Raw genomic sequence first — 18,428 nt, forward strand, 5'->3', positions numbered from 1 at the left:
CCATGGCTAAGAAAGCGCCTGATATGGAGGAATACCAGTACGGGTTCCGTGATGAGCACAAGTCGATATTTCAGTCTGGTAAAGGACTTACGGCCGAAATTGTGAAGGAAATCTCCGCAATCAAAAACGAGCCGGAATGGATGCTGAACTTCCGCCTGAAAGCTCTGGAGCAATTCCGCAAGATGCCGATGCCTCAGTGGGGCGGCAACATGGATGATCTGGATTTCGAAGACATTCAGTACTATGTAAGACCTTCCGAGAAGCAAGGAAAAACTTGGGAGGAAGTTCCTTCCGAGATTAAAGAAACCTTCGATAAGCTGGGTATTCCGGAAGCGGAGCAGAAGTTCCTCGCCGGTGTATCGGCACAATATGAATCTGAGGTTGTTTATCACAGCATGCAGAAGAGCCTTGAAGACCAAGGGGTTATCTTCACCGATACCGATACTGCGCTGCGTGAGCATCCCGAGCTGTTAAAGAAATTCTTCGGCACGATCATTCCGCCGACAGACAATAAGTTTGCTGCACTGAACAGTGCCGTGTGGTCGGGCGGCAGCTTTATCTATGTTCCGAAGGGTGTGAAATGCGAAGTGCCTCTGCAGGCTTACTTCCGTATCAACTCCGAGAACATGGGTCAGTTCGAGCGTACGCTGATCCTTGCGGATGAGGACAGCTTCGTGCATTACGTAGAAGGCTGTACCGCACCAATCTACAGCACCAATTCGCTGCATAGTGCCGTTGTTGAAATTCTGTGTATGAAGAACTCCCGTGTTCGGTATACTACTATTCAGAACTGGGCACCAAATATCTACAATCTCGTAACCAAACGTGCGGTTGCCGAAGAGAATGCCACCATGGAATGGGTGGACGGCAACATCGGTTCCAAGCTGACGATGAAATATCCTGCGGTTGTGTTGAAAGGCCGCGGAGCTAAAGGTTCCGTATTGTCGATTGCAGTGGCCGGCAAAGGCCAGCACCAGGATGCAGGCGCCAAGATGATCCACTTGGCACCGGACACGACTTCGACGATCGTATCCAAATCGATCAGCAAACACGGCGGCAAGGTAACTTACCGCGGACTCGCTTCCTTCGGCCGTCAGGCGGAAGGCGCGAAATCGAATATCAAATGTGATACGCTCATTCTGGATAACCAGTCCACTTCGGACACGATTCCATATAATGAGATCATGAACGATAATATCGTGCTGGAGCATGAAGCGACGGTATCCAAAGTATCTGAGGAGCAACTGTTCTATCTGATGAGCCGCGGTCTCACAGAAGCCGAAGCCACACAGATGATCGTCATGGGCTTCATCGAGCCGTTCACCAAAGAACTGCCGATGGAATATGCGGTCGAAATGAACCGTCTCATAAAATTCGAGATGGAGGGCAGCATAGGATAACCTTGCTGCACTAAGGTTTTCCAACTCCCCACAATTTAAATTAATATTTATAGTTGCCACCATAATGTGTGTCCGCAGCAGCCCTGATGTTCTTATCTTTCAGGCCTGCCGGGCACATGTTTTGCTTTTGCCCACTACGTATTCAGGAGGCCCACATGAGAAACTTGATTGTGTCTGAATTTTTAACTGTTGATGGTGTAATGGAGGACCCGCAGTGGACCTTTCAATACAGCTCGGATGAGCAGGATCAGTTTAAATTCGCGGAGTTAAAAGCTGCCGATGCGCTGTTGCTGGGGCGCGTAACCTATGAAGGCTTTGCAGCTGCCTGGCCTAATATGCTGGAGCAGACCGGGGAATACGGCGAGATGATGAATGGTTATGCCAAACATGTAGTCTCCACAACCCTGACAGAAGCCGGGTGGAACAATTCATCTCTGATTAAGAAAAATCTGGTGGAAGAAATCACGAAGCTGAAAGAGCAGCCCGGCAGAGACATTCTCGTATTTGGCAGCTGCACGCTTGTGCAGTCCCTGATCTCACTGGGTCTCGTGGATGAGTACCGGTTAATGGTGTTTCCGGTGGTGCTGGGCAAGGGCAAACGTCTCTTTGGAGATGGGCTGGAGAAGCAGGGTTTTGAGCTGGTGCAGACCAAGCGGTTCTCCTCCGGTGTCGCAGTAGTCTGCTACCGGCCTGCAAAGAACTAAGAGCTGTACAGCAGAGGAAACAGCAAGAATGCAATGCAAAAACGCTACCGCTGGAACATGAACCCCATGTTTTGGCTGTTGCGTTTTTTTTTGTTGTAACAAGCTTCAAGGAAATGGATGAAATATGCATAAAAATACACCCTGAATCTTGTGTTTGCTTAATTGAATAGTATTTGCGAGGAAATGGAAGCAATTAAAGCTATAGGTATCCTTTTATTATCATATAAGCCATCTTTATTCGGGAAAAACGTGGAAAACGGCGTTTTCTACCCTTTGCCGCATTAAAATATGGGTGATAAACTGCTTAAAGTCCCTAAAATGGAAGCGCTAAAAAAGCTGGCTTGCGATGTGAGATTTGCATCGCAAGCCAAATGTATCTTACGGGGCAGGCGCCGCCCAGTAGGAACAAGTTCATGCTTACGAAGTGAGATTTGCTTCGTAAAGCTAAGTTCATGCTTACGAAGTAGCTTTACTTCGTAAAGCTTTAAGGAGGAGAGATATGGATGTTCTCAGGCAACTGCGGGGCTTTTATCGAGAGAAGCTGCACTATCTGATTCTGTCGATTTTATGCTTGGCTGCCGCAACTGCAGTGGGGCTTATTACCCCGAATTTGCTACGAAGGTTAATTGATGATGTGATTGTTCCCCTGAAGTTTACTGAGGTGCCCGTACTCGCTCTATCTGTACTGGCCGTGGTAATCGTCAAAGCTTGCCTGCAGTTTGCGCACGGTTTTTTTGGAGGACGGCTGGGTAACTTTCTGGCCTACCGGCTGCGCAATGCCTGCTATGAGAAACTGCAATTTCTGTCTTTCCGCTACTATGATACGGCAAAGACTGGCGACCTGATGTCCCGGTTGACCGGGGACCTTGAAGCGATCCGGAATTTCATCGGCTTCGGCTTCGCCCAATTGCTGAATGTATTTTTTATGGTGCTGTTTGGGTCTATTATGATGTTCACGATCAACTGGCAGCTTACGCTCGTCACACTGATCACTATGCCTTTTCTGGCTGCAGTAGCACTCAGATTCGAATCGAAAATTCATCCGGCCTTTCAGGAGATGCGGCTTGCCCTCAGCTCTCTGACCACGGCTGTTCAGGAGAATATTACAGGTGTACGGACGGTCAAATCGTTTGCCAGAGAGGCTTATGAAGTTGAGAAATTTTCGCACCGTAATGAACGTTATAAGGATAACCAGATTTTTGCCGCCGAGCTGTGGAGCAAATTTTTTCCGGTCATGGAGCTTCTGGCCTCCGTCAGTATAGCCATTCTGCTCGGTGTCGGCGGAACGCTGGTCATCAAGGGCCGCATGTCACTGGGTGAACTGGTCGCCTTCTTCAGTCTGATCTGGTATATTATCGGTCCGGTCTGGGGGCTTGGCTTCCATATCAACAACTATACGCAATCCAAAGCTTCGGGAGAACGTGTACTTGAAGTCCTTAACCAGCAGATTGATGTAAAGGATAAGGAGAATGCCCGCGAGCTTGTATCCTCCGAGGTACGGGGCGAGGTCATTTTCGACCATGTTACATTTGCGTACGGGAATAAAATGCCGGCTGTAAAGGACATTCATTTCGAAGCGAAGCCGGGTGCGGTTATCGGGTTCCTTGGCGGTACCGGCTCCGGCAAATCGACGATTACCCAGTTGATGATGCGCGCCTATGACGTAAATAAAGGAAGCATTACACTGGATGGCGTGGATATCCGGGAATACAATATTCGCAGCCTGCGTTCGCAGATTTCGACAGTGTTTCAGGAGACGTTCCTGTTCTCGTCCTCTATCCGCAATAATATCTCTTACGGCCTCAAAAATGTGAGCATGGAGGAAATCATCCGGGCGGCACAGCTTGCCAAAGCGCATGATTTCATCATGGAGATGCCTGATGGATATGACACGGTAGTCGGCGAGCGGGGGATGGGTCTTTCGGGCGGACAGAAGCAGCGGATCGCCATCGCCCGTGCATTGCTTAAGAATCCGCGTATCCTCATTCTGGATGATGCCACGAGTGCCGTGGATATGGAGACGGAGCATGAGATCCAGACCGGCTTCCAGGAGGTTATGCGCGGACGGACCACGCTGATCATTGCCCACCGGATTTCCTCTCTGCGTCATGCCGACCAGATTATCGTGATGGATGAAGGACGAATGGTTCAAAAGGGAACGCATGCGGAGCTGATTGAAGTTCCCGGCCCGTATCAGGATGTGTACCGGATTCAATACGCCGATTATCTGGCCCGGAATTCGGTGAGAGGGGAGGGGATTCAGCATGAAGCTTGAAGCCAAACAAGCCACAGCGGCTAATGCAAAGCACAATAAAACCGAGGAACAGACGCTTGAAGAACGTTTTGTATACAAGGATGACGACCAGATCGACAAATCTTTTGACTGGAAGCAGTTCACGAGGTTGTTCGGATATATGAAGCCTTACGCGAAGCAGATGCTTCCGCTCGTCTCCGCTCTTATGGTTCTGGGCACAGTCACGAAGCTCACGGTCCCTTTTCTGACCAGTATGGCTATTGACAAGGCAATTGCCCCGAAAGAGGGGAGCCCCAGCTTAACGTTACTGTACACACTTACGGTAAGTGTAGTTGTACTGTACCTGATCCAGTGGATCGCAGGGGTGTACCGGATCAAATATACCAATGTTATCGGCCAACGGGTTATTTATGATTTGCGCTCGGACCTGTTCCGGCATATCCAGAAGCTTTCTTTTAACTTTTTCGATAAACGTCCGGCCGGATCGGTGCTGGTACGGGTGACGAATGATATTAACTCCCTGCAGGATCTGTTCACCAACGGGGTCGTCAATTTATTGATCGACTGTGTACAGTTGGTCGGCATTACAGTGATTCTGCTGCTGATCAACTGGAAACTGGGGCTTGCCGTGATGGTTACGGTGCCGATTATGTTCTTGGTTTCAACCAAGCTGCGGCAGAAGATCCGGATTGCCTGGCAGGATGTGCGGATGAAGAACTCGCGGATCAATTCACATTTGAATGAGTCGATCCAAGGTATCCGGGTAACTCAGGCCTACACACAGGAACAGGAAAATATGCATTACTTTGATGCCATGAACATGGACAGCCGGAAATCATGGAACAAGGCTTCAGCGATGAACCAGGCTTTTGGCCCGATTATTGAAATAACAGGCGGGTTCGGCACCATGATCCTGTTCTGGTTGGGGGCATACTTGATCCAATCCGGAGAGCTGACCGTCGGTTACCTGGTGGCATTCAGTACGTATGTGAGCAACTTCTGGGACCCGATCAACAGACTGGGACAGATGTACAATCAGCTGCTGGTGGCAATGGCGTCTTCAGAACGGATCTTTGAGTATCTGGATGAGCAGCCTTCGGTTCAGGATAAACCGGGGGCAACACCGCTGCCGAAGATTCAAGGGGATATCCGCTTTAACAAGGTTATCTTTGAATATGAAAAGGGCCGTGCGGCGCTGAAGGGTATTGATCTGGACGTCAAGGCCGGCCAGTCGATCGCACTTGTGGGCCACACGGGCTCCGGTAAAAGTACGATCATTAACCTGATCGGCCGGTTCTATGACATTAAGAGCGGCGATATTACTATCGACGGCAAGGATGTCCGTGAGGTTACCCTGCAGAGTCTCCGGGAGCAGATTGGTATCGTGCTGCAGGATACTTTTATCTTCTCAGGAACGATTCGCGACAACATCCGTTTCGGGCGGCTGGATGCCACCGACAAGGAGGTTGAAGAGGTCGCCAAGGCAGTGGATGCCCATGACTTCATCATGAAACTGCCCGGCGGTTACGAAACTGAGGTGGAGGAGCGGGGGAGTGCGCTGTCCATGGGACAGCGTCAGCTGCTTTCCTTTGCCCGGGCACTTCTGGCTGATCCGCGTATTCTGATCCTGGATGAAGCTACGGCGAGTATTGATACCGAGACGGAGATCAAAATTCAGGAAGCGCTGAAGATTCTGCTTCAGGGCCGCACCTCCTTTATCGTGGCCCACCGACTGTCAACGATCCGCCACGCCGATAAAATTATCGTGCTGGATCACGGGGAGATCAAGGAAGAAGGCAATCATGCCGAGCTTACCGCGAGAGATGGCATTTATAACGGTTTAATCGAAGCGCAGTTCCGCTTCTTATAGAAGTAAGAGCAGCCCCATCCGGCATAAGAATAGCTGGAGGGGCTGCTCTTTTTTTTGATTATCCTATTTACAATAGCGGATAAGAAATGGATGCCTAGTTGCGCCGTTTCCCAACTTTGCCGGAAATACGCACTTCAAACATCTGTGCGCTGATCTCCTGCTGCCATTCGGTGTCCTCCGTATGCGCAGCAAGAACAGCTTCATGGGTCAGCCTTGCCATCTCCCAGCAATACATGGTGTTCACCTGCAGGCAATGGCGCTGCTCGGCTTCTTCAGCCGCCGTTAGCGGGCGCCTGCAGCTTGCAGTATAAAGCTCTGCTAGACGCTGATGAACCGGTAGCATAGGTATTCCTCCTCAAAGGTTGTGAGCAGTCGCAAACAACTTCAATCACTGCCTCTTTTTAAGCCTCGCCATGCGGTGGTTAATCCAAACCATGCAGAATCACCGGGAATAATAAAATTTGACTAAAAGAACACAAAAATCTTGAAATCGCTTTTTTTTGTGCTACAATAACAGTAATACAGGATTGTGACCGGTAAGGCGGGCAATGCCTAAGTTGATGCGAGTATCATTTTTTTAATGATATTGGGATCAGCTTAGGCTTTTTTTGTACAAACTAAATGTGGGGGGGGGTGATCAACAGATGATTATAGAGAAGATACTTAACAACAATGTGCTCTTAACCAAGAACCAGAAAGGCAAGGAAGTCATTGTGATGGGCAGGGGGATTTCCTTCAATAAAGTAGCCGGCGACTATGTAGATCCGGAAAAGGTCGATAAAATCTTTTTGCTGAACGAAAATCAATTCACAGCCAGACTGACTGAACTTCTAAATGACATTCCGGTGGCTCATCTGGAATTAGCCAATGAAATTGTCACCTATGCGAATGGAGTTCTCGGTACAGAGCTTAGCGACAATCTCTATCTGACCCTGACAGATCATATCCATTTTGCTGTTCAACGTTTTGAAAAGGGAATTGCACTGAAAAATGCGATGCTGTTTGAAATTAAACGTTTCTATAAGAAGGAATTCTCCATCGGGATGGATGCACTGAAGATCATTGAAAGGGCTACCGGACTTTCGCTGGGCGAGGATGAAGCCGGGTTTATCGCGCTGCATCTGGTAAATGCCAGAATGGACGGCAGTGAAATGAAGTCCACGATCAAGATGACGGAAATTGTTCAGAACATTCTGAATATCGTCACCTACCACTACAAGGTCGTTCTGGACGAGAGCTCACTGAATTATTCGCGGTTCCTTACACATTTGCAATATTTCTCCATGCGGGTATTGAAGAAGGAGAGCAGCAGCAGCGGTGAGGATTTTTTGTACAATCAGCTTAAGCAGACTTATGTGAAGGCGTTTGAATGCGCCAACAAAATCAATGATTATCTGGAAAAATCCTATAGCCAAAGCTTAAGCAAGGATGAATACGTATATCTGACCATCCATATCCAGCGGGTAACAGAACGCAACAATCTGGAGTAAAGCTTGGGTTGAAAGTGAAAACAAAATAATGATCATCTGACAGGGTGTTACTGGTAAGGCAGGCAAAACCTGAACTGATGGCAAAATGGGCGTGTGATGACGTTTCCTTTTTGCTGTGAGTTCAGGTTTTTCTTGTTTGCAGGAGTATAAGGTCAACAGCTGGCACAACCTATACTTGCTGCAACGATCTACATTCTAAAGCTGTAAAGGAGCAAACTAATATGAGCAGCAAAGACTTGTCCAAACAGATTATTACGCTTGTAGGCGGCGAAGACAATGTGAACTCCGTGTTCCACTGCGCTACAAGATTAAGATTTAAGCTGAAGGATTCAAGGAAGGCAGATAAAGCGGCACTGGAAAAAACTCCAGGCGTCATTACTGTGGTGGAGAATAGCGGCCAGTTTCAGGTAGTCATAGGCAACAATGTAAGCCAGGTGTTCGAGCAGATTATGAAGGAAACCTCTCTCCAGGATGCCGAAAAATCCGGCAAAGCCGATGAGTCTTCAGAAAGTACCAGTGTTCTGGGCAAAGCCGTCGATATCATTTCCAGCATCTTTTCTCCGATTCTCGGGGCACTGGCAGGGGCAGGGATTCTTAAAGGGCTGCTCGCCTTAATTTTATCTTTGGAGTGGATTAATGCAGCCAGCGGGACCTATCTGGTTCTGAATGCCGCTTCGGACAGCGTATTCTACTTCCTGCCGGTATTTCTGGCAGTTACAGCTGCGCGCAAGTTCAAGGCTAATCAATTTGTCTCCATTGCTGTAGCAGGCGCTTTAGTCTATCCGGCAGTGATAACCGCAGTCAGCGCACCGGACGCGCTCAGCTTCTTGGGAATACCGGTTGTACTGATCAACTATTCATCCAGTGTTATTCCGATCATTCTGGCGGTCTGGGTACAGTCCTATATAGAGAAGTGGTTCCGTTCGTTCATCCATGAATCGGTTAGAAATATCCTGGTTCCGATGTTCGCACTGCTTATCGTTATTCCGCTGACCTTCCTGGCTTTTGGTCCTGTAGGCTCATTGATCAGCGATGGGCTGGCTTCCGGCTACACCTGGCTCTACAATTTAAGTCCATTGGTTGCCGGTGCCATTGCCGGAGCGTTCTGGCAGGTGTTCGTAATCTTCGGTGTACACTGGGGTTTCGTACCGGTTATGCTCAGCAATATTGCCACATTGGGCTATGACACCATGCTGCCTATCCTTACTGCTGCAGTCTTGTCACAAGCGGGTGCGGTATTCGGCGTGTTCCTGAAATCAAAGAATCCGCAGCTAAAAGCATTGTCTGGCTCCTCAACACTGGCTGCCGTGTTCGGGATCACCGAGCCGACGATCTACGGCGTTACCTTGAAGCTGAAGAAACCATTCATCTACGCCTGCATCTCCGGTGCCATCGGTGGTGCGATCATCGCTATCGGCGGAGCCAAAGCAATAAGCTTCTCCTTACCGGGCCTGTTAGCTCTGCCGACCTATTTTGGCGAAGGATTCTCCTGGGTTGTTATCGGTATCGTTGTTGCTTTTGTATTAGCGGTTATTCTGGTGTATTTGTTCGGATTTGATGATCCTGCAGTACCTGCTGAGGAGGCTCCCGGGCCTGTTGCCGCATCGTCACCCTCGCTGATTGACAAGGAGACGGTGGCTAGCCCGCTGACAGGAACACTTATGCCACTGGAAGCTTTGCCGGACGAAGCTTTTGCCTCCGGAGCCATGGGCCAGGGGATCGTCATTGAACCGGATTCAGGCCGGCTAACTTCTCCTGTGAAGGGAACGGTAACGACTGTATTCCCGACAGGCCATGCAATTGGCATTACCTCCGAGAGCGGTGCCGAGCTGCTGATTCATGTCGGGGTCAATACCGTGAAGCTCAAAGGAAAACATTTTGACAAACGGGTGCAAGAGGGAGATAAGGTCGAGCAGGGCCAACTGCTGCTGGAATTTGATGTAGCAGCGATTCGTGAAGCCGGATTCGTGACTGCAACCCCGGTGATCGTGACCAACTCTGCGAATTATCTGGATGTGCTTAAGACTACTGCAGCCAAAGTACAAAATGGCGACCTGCTGTTGACCATTATCAATTAGAAAAGAGGGAGATTAATCATGACTGTAATCAAAAAAGGATTTCCGCAGAACTTCTTATGGGGCGGCGCTACAGCCGCAAATCAGCTGGAGGGGGCATACGATGCCGACGGCAAAGGATTGTCCAGTGCGGATATGGTTGCCTACGTGCCTAAGGCCGAGCGGACAAATGACCATGCTATAGAAATCACCTCCGAGCGGATTGAACAGATTCTGTCCGGGGAATTCAGCGCACGTTTCCCGAAACGTGAAGGGGTGGACTTCTACCACCGTTATAAAGAGGACATTGCCTTGTTCGCCGAAATGGGCTTCAAAGTGTTCCGTCTGTCGATCAACTGGGCGCGCATCTTCCCGAACGGTGATGATGCCGAGCCGAATGAAGCAGGACTGCAATTCTATGATGATGTCTTTGACGAGCTGCATAAATATGGCATCGAGCCGCTTGTGACACTGGCCCATTACGAAACACCACTGGGCTTGACGCACAAATATAACGGCTGGGCAGGCCGCGAAGTTATCGCTTGCTTCACCCGTTATGCGGAGACTGTATTCCGGCGCTACAAGGACAAAGTGAAATATTGGATCACCTTCAACGAGATCAATATGATGACGCTAAGCCCATTCACGGGCGGCGGCGTTGTAATCGACCGGGCAGAGAACAAGCTGCAGACGATCTACCAGGCGCTGCATCACCAGTTTGTCGCCAGCTCTCTCGCCACCAAGCTGGTGCATGAGATCATCCCGGGTTCGCAGATGGGCTGTATGCTGGCCCGGATGGAAAGCTATGCGAATACCTGCAATCCTGAGGATGTCCTGAAGAATCAGCAGGAGAACCAGATGAATCTCTACTTTACGGATGTGCATGCCCGCGGGGAATATCCGAAGTATATGGAGCGGTTTTTTGAGGAAAACAATGTGGTTATTCATAAAGAGCCGGGTGACGATGAAATTTTGAAACTCCACACCGTTGATTATGTGGCTTTCAGTTATTATATGACGCTGACCGTGTCTGCAAGTCCGGACGGAGAACGCGCACAGGGCAATCTGTTCGGCGGTGTGAAGAACCCTTACCTGAAGGCTTCGGAATGGGGCTGGCAGATTGATCCCACCGGTTTGCGGATTATGCTGAATACGATGTATGACCGCTATCAGAAACCTTTGTTCATCGTGGAAAATGGTCTTGGCGCGTATGACAAGGTTGAAGAAGACGGCTCTGTCCATGACAGCTACCGTATTGATTACTTAAGACAGCATATTGCTCAAATGAAGGAAGCGGTGCTGGACGGCGTTGAACTGATTGGCTATACCAGCTGGGGCCCTATTGACCTGGTGAGCATGTCTACTTCTGAAATGTCCAAGCGTTACGGATTTATCTACGTTGATCTGGATGACGACGGCAACGGTACCTTGAACCGTTCCAGAAAGGATTCCTTCCACTGGTACAAAAAAGTCATCGCCAGTAATGGCGAGGAATTATAGGACTCAGGAGTAAAAGTGTAAGTTGCTTCTCACAAGCAATTAACTATGGATGATCAAGAAGAGGTTCCCTCAGCCGTCACTGGCGAAAGGGAACCTCTTCTTGTGTGGGAATATTTAAACCGAAGTTAACTATTCCATATAAATTTCAACCACCGCGATTTTGCGTTCGCGGGACAGGTCAAGAAATATGCCTTCGCTTTGCACAAGCGGGCGGAAAACATCCAGCGGATTGTTCATGACAATGACACCCATGTCTCCCGTGCTCAGCAGCACGCGTTTACCGATGAAATTAGGCATTAAATGCTGGATAAAGGCTTGTACAGGCCTGCCGTTCAGCTTGCCGAAGCTTAGATTGTTGATTTCACGCAGCACGGAGATCAGTTCTTGCTTGGATTGATAAACACGGTGAGTGGTCATTGCGCTGTAGATATCAGCTACGGCAGCAATCTGGGCATAAGGGTGGATGTCTGATTTCGTAAGGTTGTTGGGGTACCCGGAGCCGTCTTCACGCTCATGGTGCTGCAGGGCAACTAATGCGGTATAAGGATCGTTCATGGAGTTGCGGATAATTTCATGACCGTAAATCGTATGTAATTTGACTTGATCGTACTCCTCCGGGGACAGCTTGCCCGGCTTATTCAGAATGGAGGGGGAGATCCGGCATTTTCCGATATCGATCAAGTATCCGGCCCGGCCGATTTCGTAGCACTCTTTCTTGGAATATCCCAGCCATGAGGAGATATAATAAGAAAGCATGCCCACCTGAAGTGAATGGTTATAAGTGTAATTATCATCCCGGTCCAGCAGAAGCAGCAGAGAGACTACATCCTTGTGTTTATCCAAGGAGTTCAGTGACGGCTGGAGAATATCGTCCACTACAGTTTGATTAAAGCTCCCCTTGGTTAACGCTTCCATATATACCGATTCAAAGCCTTCAATACTTGTATCAAGGTTGGCGGCTACGGCCTGAATGATGGAAGACCTGCTGGTTGGGACTGGTGCTACATGCGCCTCCTCGATATCAACATAATCAACGCCATGCTGTATCAGCTTGGCTATCTCCTCGATCTGGAGAGATGATCCTTTAGGTAGTACATGCAGCCCTCTTGAATTAAAGGTGTCCATCCGCAGGCAATCACCCGGTTTAAGATCCATGACGTGTACTTTCAATGAATATGCCACCTTACATTAGCTATTTTTTCCAGCATAGCAACAAAATCGGGAATATTCAATGGTTTTGAATTACAGGTTAATCTATCTGGTAATTCTGTGCTTTTAGGTCAGAGCCGAGCCACTGTTCTCCAGATTCATTGATGTCTTTTTTCCACACCGGAACGGAGGCTTTAAGCTTCTCGATGGCGTAACGGCTAGCTTCGTAACAGACATCCCTATGCGCCGCTGACACTGCAATAATAACGCTGGCTTCCTTAAGGCCTACGAGTCCTATCCGGTGTGCAATGGCGCAGCGGGCATTCCAGCGTTCCTGAACCCCTCTGCCGATTTCCTGCAGCTTGCTGAGCGCCATCGGGATGTAGGCCTCGTAATGAAGCGCTGTTGTCCGCTGGTCTCCGGTCATCTCACGCGTAGTTCCGACGAAGATTAAGGAAGCTCCGTGATCGCTGTCAAGCACTTTATCCAGAAGAGCTTCTGCATTCAGAGGCAGGTCAGTAATACTGAACAGACCATCTTCAGTCTCGCTCCTTGAGGGTTCGGCTTCTCCTCCGGAAACGGGAGGAATCAGGGCGACTTCGGAGGTTTCAGAGATCTCAGTATCATCAGGAGCGTATTCACGGTCAATAGCTACTAAAGAAACACTAATCTGTGCCGCCGCATCAGGGTAGGAGGCAGATAGAAGCTCCTTTAAACGGCCCGCAGTTACGGAGTTATCGTGAATGTGAAAAGACAGGGTGGAAGAGCCGATTACCTCGGCCAGTCCGGCAAACAGACGTATAGTTATATGCATAGTTTACTCACCTCTTAGGTTCTGATAATGATTCAAATATACCATATTAGCCCTGAAAATGTTATGCTAGGTCTTATAAGATGACACACCTGCCGCTACATTCTGAACGGCTAAACAGGTGGGAGGGACAGAAGCTGATGGAATCCGCGCCGCAAAGATTGACCATACTTCATACGAATGATATACATAGCCACTTTGAAATGATGAGTCTGATTGCTGCGCAGATTGAACTTCTAAAGGCCGAGGCAGGTGGAGATCCCGTGCTGCTGGTGGATATCGGGGATCATATGGACCGGGCAGCTGTGGAAACCGAAGGCACTATGGGCCAGGCGAACATTGATATTCTTAACTTGACCGGATACGACGCTGTCACCATCGGAAACAACGAAGGACTGACCTTCTCGCAGGGAGATGCGCAAGAGACATTGTCTGCGATATTCACCGGCCTGCAGTGTCCGGTGGTGTGCTGCAATTTCCTGGATTCGTCGACGGGAGAACCTCCGCACTGGATCAAACGCCATACGATTGTGGAGAAGGAAGGCATCAGAATCGGGATTACGGGAGCTACGGCAGCTTTCACTTCCTTCTATTCTTTGATGGGCTGGGATGTCATGGACCCTGAGGAGGCGCTGCGTGAGGAGTGCCGTCTTCTGGCCCCGCAGGTCGACCTTGTTATTATTCTCTCTCACCTTGGCCTGCCTGCAGACCGGGCGCTGGCGGAGAAGCTGGAAGGTGTGCATGCGATCCTCGGCGGACATACACATCATATGCTGGAAACGCCGCTCATCATTAACGGAACCGCCGTATGCGGTGCGGGGAAATTCGGCCGCTATGTAGGAAGGCTTGTGTTTGAACGGACAGAGCCTGGAGATTCGTTCAAGTTCTTGAACGGTGGATGCATTGCTGTTGATCCCAATCTGAGCGAGGATGTTATTGCTCCTGCCGTAAGGATGAATTTGCAGCGTGGTCTTGAAGTGCTGGAGGAGACGGTGGCGATCAGTGACCGCGAGCTGCCGCTGGATCTGCAGGGCGAATCACCCTTTGGCAATCTGCTGGCACAGGCGGTGCGGCGGTTCACAGGCAGTCCGATCTCAATAGTCAATACCGGACAGCTTCTCGGGCCGCTTCCAAAGGGGAATATCACTGCAGGGATGCTTCATGCGCTCTGTCCCTCACCGATTAATCCTTGTACGATCAAGCTTGCCGGCAAAGACATCCGCACGGCGCTTGAACAGAGCCTGTCAGACGAGTTCTGCAATAAGGCAATCTTCGGTTATGGTTTCCGGGGAAACGTGCTGGGAAGCCTGGCTGTGGATGGATTAAAAATCTTGTACGATCCGGCGGTCATGCCTTATGATAACGATATTGCCATTTTTGTCGATGGAGAACCGCTGGAGGAAAGCCGGGAATATGAAGTAGGGACTTTGGACATGTTCACTTTTCGGAGCGGATATGAGAGTATCGCTAACGGGCGTGATACAGTGTATCTGCTGCCACATTTTCTGCGCGATCTGCTGCGGATGGAGCTGCAGCGTCCGGGAAGTCTTGAGGAATGTACGCTCGTCCGCTGGGAGAGCAGAGCGACTTAATGTGGCATCACCTACATATGTAAATCTAGAGCAACAAGCTGCAACAAGTTTCATATGTTCAAGAACAGGAGGCTAAGATGGATACTATTACAGCAATTATTCTGGCTATTGTAGAGGGGATTACGGAGTTTATTCCGGTTTCATCAACAGGCCACATGATTCTTACCACGAAACTATTAGGCTATAACGAACAAGAGCCGATAATGAAGACATACGAAATTGTCATTCAGCTCGGTGCGATTCTGGCCATTGCGCTGGTCTACCGCCAGCGGGTTCTGAATTTGCTGGGGATCGGACGCAGCCGTCAAGGCAGAGGCGGTGTGATGCCTGCTTCACGTCTCAATCTGGTGCACATCATTCTCGGAATTGCTCCGGCGCTGGCAGTGGCCTTTTTTGCCCGTGACTTTATCAAGGGGCTTTTCGGGGCTACGACGGTGCTATGGGCACTTGTCGCCGGCGGGATTCTAATGATCGTTGCAGAATGGGTGAACAAACGTAAGATCCGTGTAACTGCGCATGAGCTTGATGATCTGTCTTACGGGCAGGCGCTGGCTATTGGCCTGTATCAGATTATTTCCGTACTCTGGCCCGGCTTCTCCCGCTCCGGATCTACAATCTCAGGCGGTATGCTGAGCGGTGTCAGCTATAAGGCTTCGGCGGATTTTTCCTTCCTCATCGCCATTCCGATTATGTGTGCGGCTTCCGGTTATGAGCTGCTGGATTCGTACAAGTATTTTACAAGTGATACCATTTGGGATTTTGCCATTGGATTCGTAATTTCATTTATAGTCGCTTATGTGGTCGTAATCCTGTTCATGAAGCTGATTCAAAAGATCAGACCGACGCACTTTGCGATCTACCGGTTTATCCTGGCAGCTGTTTTCTGGCTGTTTATTATGCGTTAATCTCCAAAAAAACTTGGTACCGGCAAGGATGTATCCGTTCATCACAAATTTCTTGCCGGATCGCTCAAGGCAACGGTATAGACACAGCGTGTTGACCCTAGGATTTTGAAACAGAATAGTAATTTACCGTTAAGGGCAGGAGTGAGCCAAGGTGCGTTTAGTATCCGTGAATCGGCTTCAGGCGGGAATGAAGCTGGGTAAAAAAATTTATAATGATGAAGGACTTGTTCTGTTAGCGGACGGAATAGAACTTACGGATGCCTTAATTAAGCGGCTGGCAAGGATCGACATCGGCTATATTTATATAGAGGATGCCATCACGGAAGATATCGTAATTACTGGAATGCTGCATGATGAGACGCGCAATCAGGCGCTCAAGGTCATTAGGAGCCAGTTTCAGGATATGTCCGGTGCTTCCGGCATAACTAAAGGCTTCTATCATCTAGACAAAAAATTCTCCAAGATGATGGACTCCATTCTGGAGGACATGTCATCACTGGAGGACCCGATGATTATGCTGGCGGATATGCATACAGCTGACAACTACCTGTATGTCCATTCGCTTAATGTCTGTCTGTATACGCTGGTGCTTGGAATTGCCCATGGCTACAGCAAAGAGGAGCTGCGGGTAATTGGGCTGGGCTCGCTGCTGCATGACATTGGCAAAACGCAGATTCCGGTCAAAATCATCCAGAAGCCGGGGATGCTCAGCGACGAGGAATTCCGCCATATGCAGGCTCATACTGAAATCGGATACCGGATTCTCAAGGATGAGCCGAATATCCCGCTGCTCGCGGCGCATTGTGCCCTGCAGCATCATGAACGTATTGACGGCTCCGGCTATCCACGCGGGCTGACCGGTCCGCAAATCCATGAATATGCCAAATGGCTGGGGATAGCCGATTCCTACGATGCCATGACCTCGAACCGGATCTATAAAAAGGCGATGCTGCCGCATCAGGCGGTAGAGGCGCTGTATGTCGGCTCAGGGACATTGTATGAGCAAAACCAGCTGGAGCTGTTCAGGGACCGTGTAGCGATCTACCCGCTCGGGCTCACAGTGAAGCTGAGCACCGGTGAGAGTGGCGTCGTGGTCAAAATTGATCCCAGTATCCCCCACAGGCCGGTTGTGCGGGTATTTGCCGGCCCCGAGGGTGAGACGGTTATTCCCTTTGAACGGGATCTTGGCAGAGCACTTTCCGTTGTGATCGTCGGCGTGTCAGATGAGGATCAATCTGTGGTGAAGGTGACCTAATGGATGTTGGCGGCAGGGAGATATCTTTTCGGCTTCCCTGCCGTTTCGCAGCGAGGGAAGAAAGCAGGGTACGCAGCGGTGCGGCCTGCTTTCTTCCCCGCTGTTTTTTATACTCTTCCTAAGGAAAGATTCCCCGGGCCGCAACAAAAGGATCTGTCAATTACGCCGCTTGGAGCGGCATAATTGCCAGAAAGTGCAGTTTTTTTGCCGCTCGTGGTATGATATAGGTTAAGTCAACGTTCTTTTTGATTTATTTTGGGTTAATAATAAGGAATACGCACTAAAGGAGCAATAAGAAATGAGTATATTAGAACCATCCTCCACAACTGTCCGGGAACTGTCGCCGAGCTTCGATCCATGGGATCCGATTACTTCACTCCGCAAGCATGGACGGCATGTATTGACTAGTGTGGAGATGACGGTTACCAATCTATGCAACATGCGCTGTGAACATTGTGCGGTTGGCGACAGCCTGACGATGAAAGAAGGAGAATTGCTGCCGCTGAAGAATATGCTGGACCGCCTGGAGCAGGTAGAACATCTGCAAACGATCAGTATTACCGGCGGGGAGCCGATGTTCCGCGCATCGACGGTAGAGAATATCATCGTGCCGCTGCTGAAATATGCCCGTGAGCGGGGCATACGCTCGCAGATCAACTCCAATCTGACTATGCCCTACGCCCGTTACGAGCAGCTGCTGCCGTATCTGGACGTGATGCATATCTCATTCAATTATGTGAACGGAGACGACTTCCATGAGGTAGGCTTCGCCAACAGCGGTCATCCAGTATCACGTGAAGCGGCGTATCGTTTATATGACACGATGCTTGAGAATTCACGGCGGCTCAGTGAAGACGGTATGCTGATATCTGCAGAATCTATGATTAACTATCGTACACACACCAAGCTGCCTCAAATTCATAAGCTGATTGGCGATATGGGCGTAAGACGGCATGAGGTGCATCCAATGTACGCTTCCAGCTTTGCCTCTTCGCTCCCTGTACTGTCTCTGAAGGAAATGGGTGATGCCATTCATTCCCTGCTGGATCACCGCGATCCGGAGATGTGGATGCTGTTTGGCACTCTGCCGTTTTTTGCCTGCAGCTTCCTGGAGCAGGATCAGAAGCTGCTGCGCAGATTGCGTACCGAGAAGAATGTGACGCTGCGCAATGATCCGGACGGAAGAAACCGTGTGAATGTAAATTTATTTACAGGTGATGTGTTTGTCACGGATTTTGCCGATATTTCCGCCTTTGGCAACATCAGCACCAGCAAGCTGGATGACATTTTCGCCGAGTGGCAGACTAAGCATCCGCTTAATCAGAAAGTGAATTGCCACTGTGATGAAGCTGGCTGCTGCGGACCCAACCTTTTGGTGGCTGATATGTATTATCCAGAGGTAGATTTTAAATCAAGGAAAGCGATCACTCTGTAGAAACGAGGC

Annotated in this window: 14 protein-coding genes; 11 read left to right on the forward strand and 3 right to left on the reverse strand. The window is 49.5% G+C overall.

All coding sequences use genetic code 11. The features are described from left to right. The first annotated feature begins 2 nt into the window (after positions 1–2). The 4 genes from sufB (at position 3) to ACQ76X_RS24910 (ending at position 6,228) form a co-directional block, all read left to right on the forward strand. A complete protein-coding gene (gene sufB, locus ACQ76X_RS24895; RefSeq protein ID WP_038588545.1) occupies positions 3–1,400 on the forward strand; it encodes a Fe-S cluster assembly protein SufB in 1,398 nt (465 codons plus the stop codon). A 155-nt stretch (positions 1,401–1,555) separates the two neighbouring features. Further along, positions 1,556–2,104, forward strand: coding sequence for a dihydrofolate reductase family protein (locus tag ACQ76X_RS24900; protein WP_438496416.1), 549 nt, complete (start codon positions 1,556–1,558; stop codon positions 2,102–2,104). A 499-nt stretch (positions 2,105–2,603) separates the two neighbouring features. Beyond that, the gene (locus ACQ76X_RS24905; RefSeq protein WP_038588551.1) at positions 2,604–4,379 is read left to right on the forward strand and encodes an ABC transporter ATP-binding protein; all 1,776 of its coding nucleotides are present in this window, start codon (positions 2,604–2,606) and stop codon (positions 4,377–4,379) included. Next, complete coding sequence (locus ACQ76X_RS24910) at positions 4,369–6,228, forward strand: ABC transporter ATP-binding protein (RefSeq protein WP_438496417.1); 1,860 nt, start codon at positions 4,369–4,371, stop codon at positions 6,226–6,228. Before ACQ76X_RS24905 ends, ACQ76X_RS24910 begins: the two co-directional genes overlap by 11 nt. Positions 6,229–6,322: 94 nt before the next feature. Here the strand turns inward: ACQ76X_RS24910 and ACQ76X_RS24915 are convergent, their stop codons facing one another. Beyond that, positions 6,323–6,571, reverse strand: coding sequence for a DUF7667 family protein (locus ACQ76X_RS24915; RefSeq protein WP_341377870.1), 249 nt, complete (start codon positions 6,569–6,571; stop codon positions 6,323–6,325). Positions 6,572–6,872: 301 nt separating this feature from the next. Between ACQ76X_RS24915 and licT the strand changes: the two genes are divergently transcribed. The 3 genes from licT (at position 6,873) to ACQ76X_RS24930 (ending at position 11,272) form a co-directional block, all read left to right on the forward strand. Next, the gene (licT, locus tag ACQ76X_RS24920) at positions 6,873–7,718 is read left to right on the forward strand and encodes a BglG family transcription antiterminator LicT (RefSeq protein ID WP_076113283.1); all 846 of its coding nucleotides are present in this window, start codon (positions 6,873–6,875) and stop codon (positions 7,716–7,718) included. A 221-nt stretch (positions 7,719–7,939) separates the two neighbouring features. Continuing rightward, positions 7,940–9,796 carry a beta-glucoside-specific PTS transporter subunit IIABC gene (locus ACQ76X_RS24925; protein WP_438496419.1) on the forward strand — a complete coding sequence of 619 codons (1,857 nt, stop codon included), beginning with the start codon at positions 7,940–7,942 and terminating at the stop codon, positions 9,794–9,796. An 18-nt stretch (positions 9,797–9,814) separates the two neighbouring features. Further along, a complete protein-coding gene (locus ACQ76X_RS24930; protein WP_438496420.1) occupies positions 9,815–11,272 on the forward strand; it encodes a glycoside hydrolase family 1 protein in 1,458 nt (485 codons plus the stop codon). Between the two features lie 129 nt (positions 11,273–11,401). On the opposite strand, the gene ACQ76X_RS24935 is transcribed toward ACQ76X_RS24930, so the two are convergent. Together ACQ76X_RS24935 and ACQ76X_RS24940 are read right to left on the reverse strand one after the other, a co-directional pair. Then, positions 11,402–12,442, reverse strand: coding sequence for an HD-GYP domain-containing protein (locus ACQ76X_RS24935; RefSeq protein ID WP_438496422.1), 1,041 nt, complete (start codon positions 12,440–12,442; stop codon positions 11,402–11,404). 79 nt (positions 12,443–12,521) lie between these two features. After that, on the reverse strand, positions 12,522–13,235 hold the full coding sequence (locus ACQ76X_RS24940; RefSeq protein ID WP_438496423.1) for a molybdenum cofactor biosynthesis protein: 714 nt from the start codon (positions 13,233–13,235) through the stop codon (positions 12,522–12,524). Positions 13,236–13,372: 137 nt separating this feature from the next. On the opposite strand from ACQ76X_RS24940, the gene ACQ76X_RS24945 reads away from it, so the two are divergent. The 4 genes from ACQ76X_RS24945 (at position 13,373) to yfkAB (ending at position 18,419) form a co-directional block, all read left to right on the forward strand. Beyond that, on the forward strand, positions 13,373–14,824 hold the full coding sequence (locus ACQ76X_RS24945) for a bifunctional metallophosphatase/5'-nucleotidase (RefSeq protein ID WP_438496424.1): 1,452 nt from the start codon (positions 13,373–13,375) through the stop codon (positions 14,822–14,824). A 77-nt stretch (positions 14,825–14,901) separates the two neighbouring features. Beyond that, positions 14,902–15,729: an undecaprenyl-diphosphate phosphatase gene (locus ACQ76X_RS24950; RefSeq protein WP_438496426.1), complete on the forward strand. Its 828-nt coding sequence runs from the start codon at positions 14,902–14,904 to the stop codon at positions 15,727–15,729. Between the two features lie 151 nt (positions 15,730–15,880). Next, a complete protein-coding gene (locus tag ACQ76X_RS24955; RefSeq protein ID WP_438496427.1) occupies positions 15,881–16,984 on the forward strand; it encodes an HD-GYP domain-containing protein in 1,104 nt (367 codons plus the stop codon). Positions 16,985–17,282: 298 nt separating this feature from the next. Continuing rightward, entirely contained in the window at positions 17,283–18,419 is a 1,137-nt protein-coding gene (gene yfkAB, locus ACQ76X_RS24960) for a radical SAM/CxCxxxxC motif protein YfkAB (RefSeq protein WP_438496428.1), read from the forward strand. Positions 18,420–18,428: the final 9 nt, after the last annotated feature.

Origin of the sequence: Paenibacillus sp. IHBB 3054 (assembly GCF_051594305.1) — a bacterium.
GTDB lineage: Bacteria > Bacillota > Bacilli > Paenibacillales > Paenibacillaceae > Paenibacillus_AQ.

Coding starts and splice junctions, on each gene's coding strand:
- ACQ76X_RS24940 (WP_438496423.1), bottom strand. CDS start 13,235: ATGCATATAACTATACGTCTGTTTGCCGGACTGGCCGAGGTAATCGGC.
- ACQ76X_RS24925 (WP_438496419.1), top strand. CDS start 7,940: ATGAGCAGCAAAGACTTGTCCAAACAGATTATTACGCTTGTAGGCGGC.
- ACQ76X_RS24915 (WP_341377870.1), bottom strand. CDS start 6,571: ATGCTACCGGTTCATCAGCGTCTAGCAGAGCTTTATACTGCAAGCTGC.
- ACQ76X_RS24910 (WP_438496417.1), top strand. CDS start 4,369: ATGAAGCTTGAAGCCAAACAAGCCACAGCGGCTAATGCAAAGCACAAT.
- ACQ76X_RS24900 (WP_438496416.1), top strand. CDS start 1,556: ATGAGAAACTTGATTGTGTCTGAATTTTTAACTGTTGATGGTGTAATG.
- ACQ76X_RS24950 (WP_438496426.1), top strand. CDS start 14,902: ATGGATACTATTACAGCAATTATTCTGGCTATTGTAGAGGGGATTACG.
- ACQ76X_RS24905 (WP_038588551.1), top strand. CDS start 2,604: ATGGATGTTCTCAGGCAACTGCGGGGCTTTTATCGAGAGAAGCTGCAC.
- ACQ76X_RS24945 (WP_438496424.1), top strand. CDS start 13,373: ATGGAATCCGCGCCGCAAAGATTGACCATACTTCATACGAATGATATA.
- licT (WP_076113283.1), top strand. CDS start 6,873: ATGATTATAGAGAAGATACTTAACAACAATGTGCTCTTAACCAAGAAC.
- ACQ76X_RS24930 (WP_438496420.1), top strand. CDS start 9,815: ATGACTGTAATCAAAAAAGGATTTCCGCAGAACTTCTTATGGGGCGGC.
- yfkAB (WP_438496428.1), top strand. CDS start 17,283: ATGAGTATATTAGAACCATCCTCCACAACTGTCCGGGAACTGTCGCCG.
- sufB (WP_038588545.1), top strand. CDS start 3: ATGGCTAAGAAAGCGCCTGATATGGAGGAATACCAGTACGGGTTCCGT.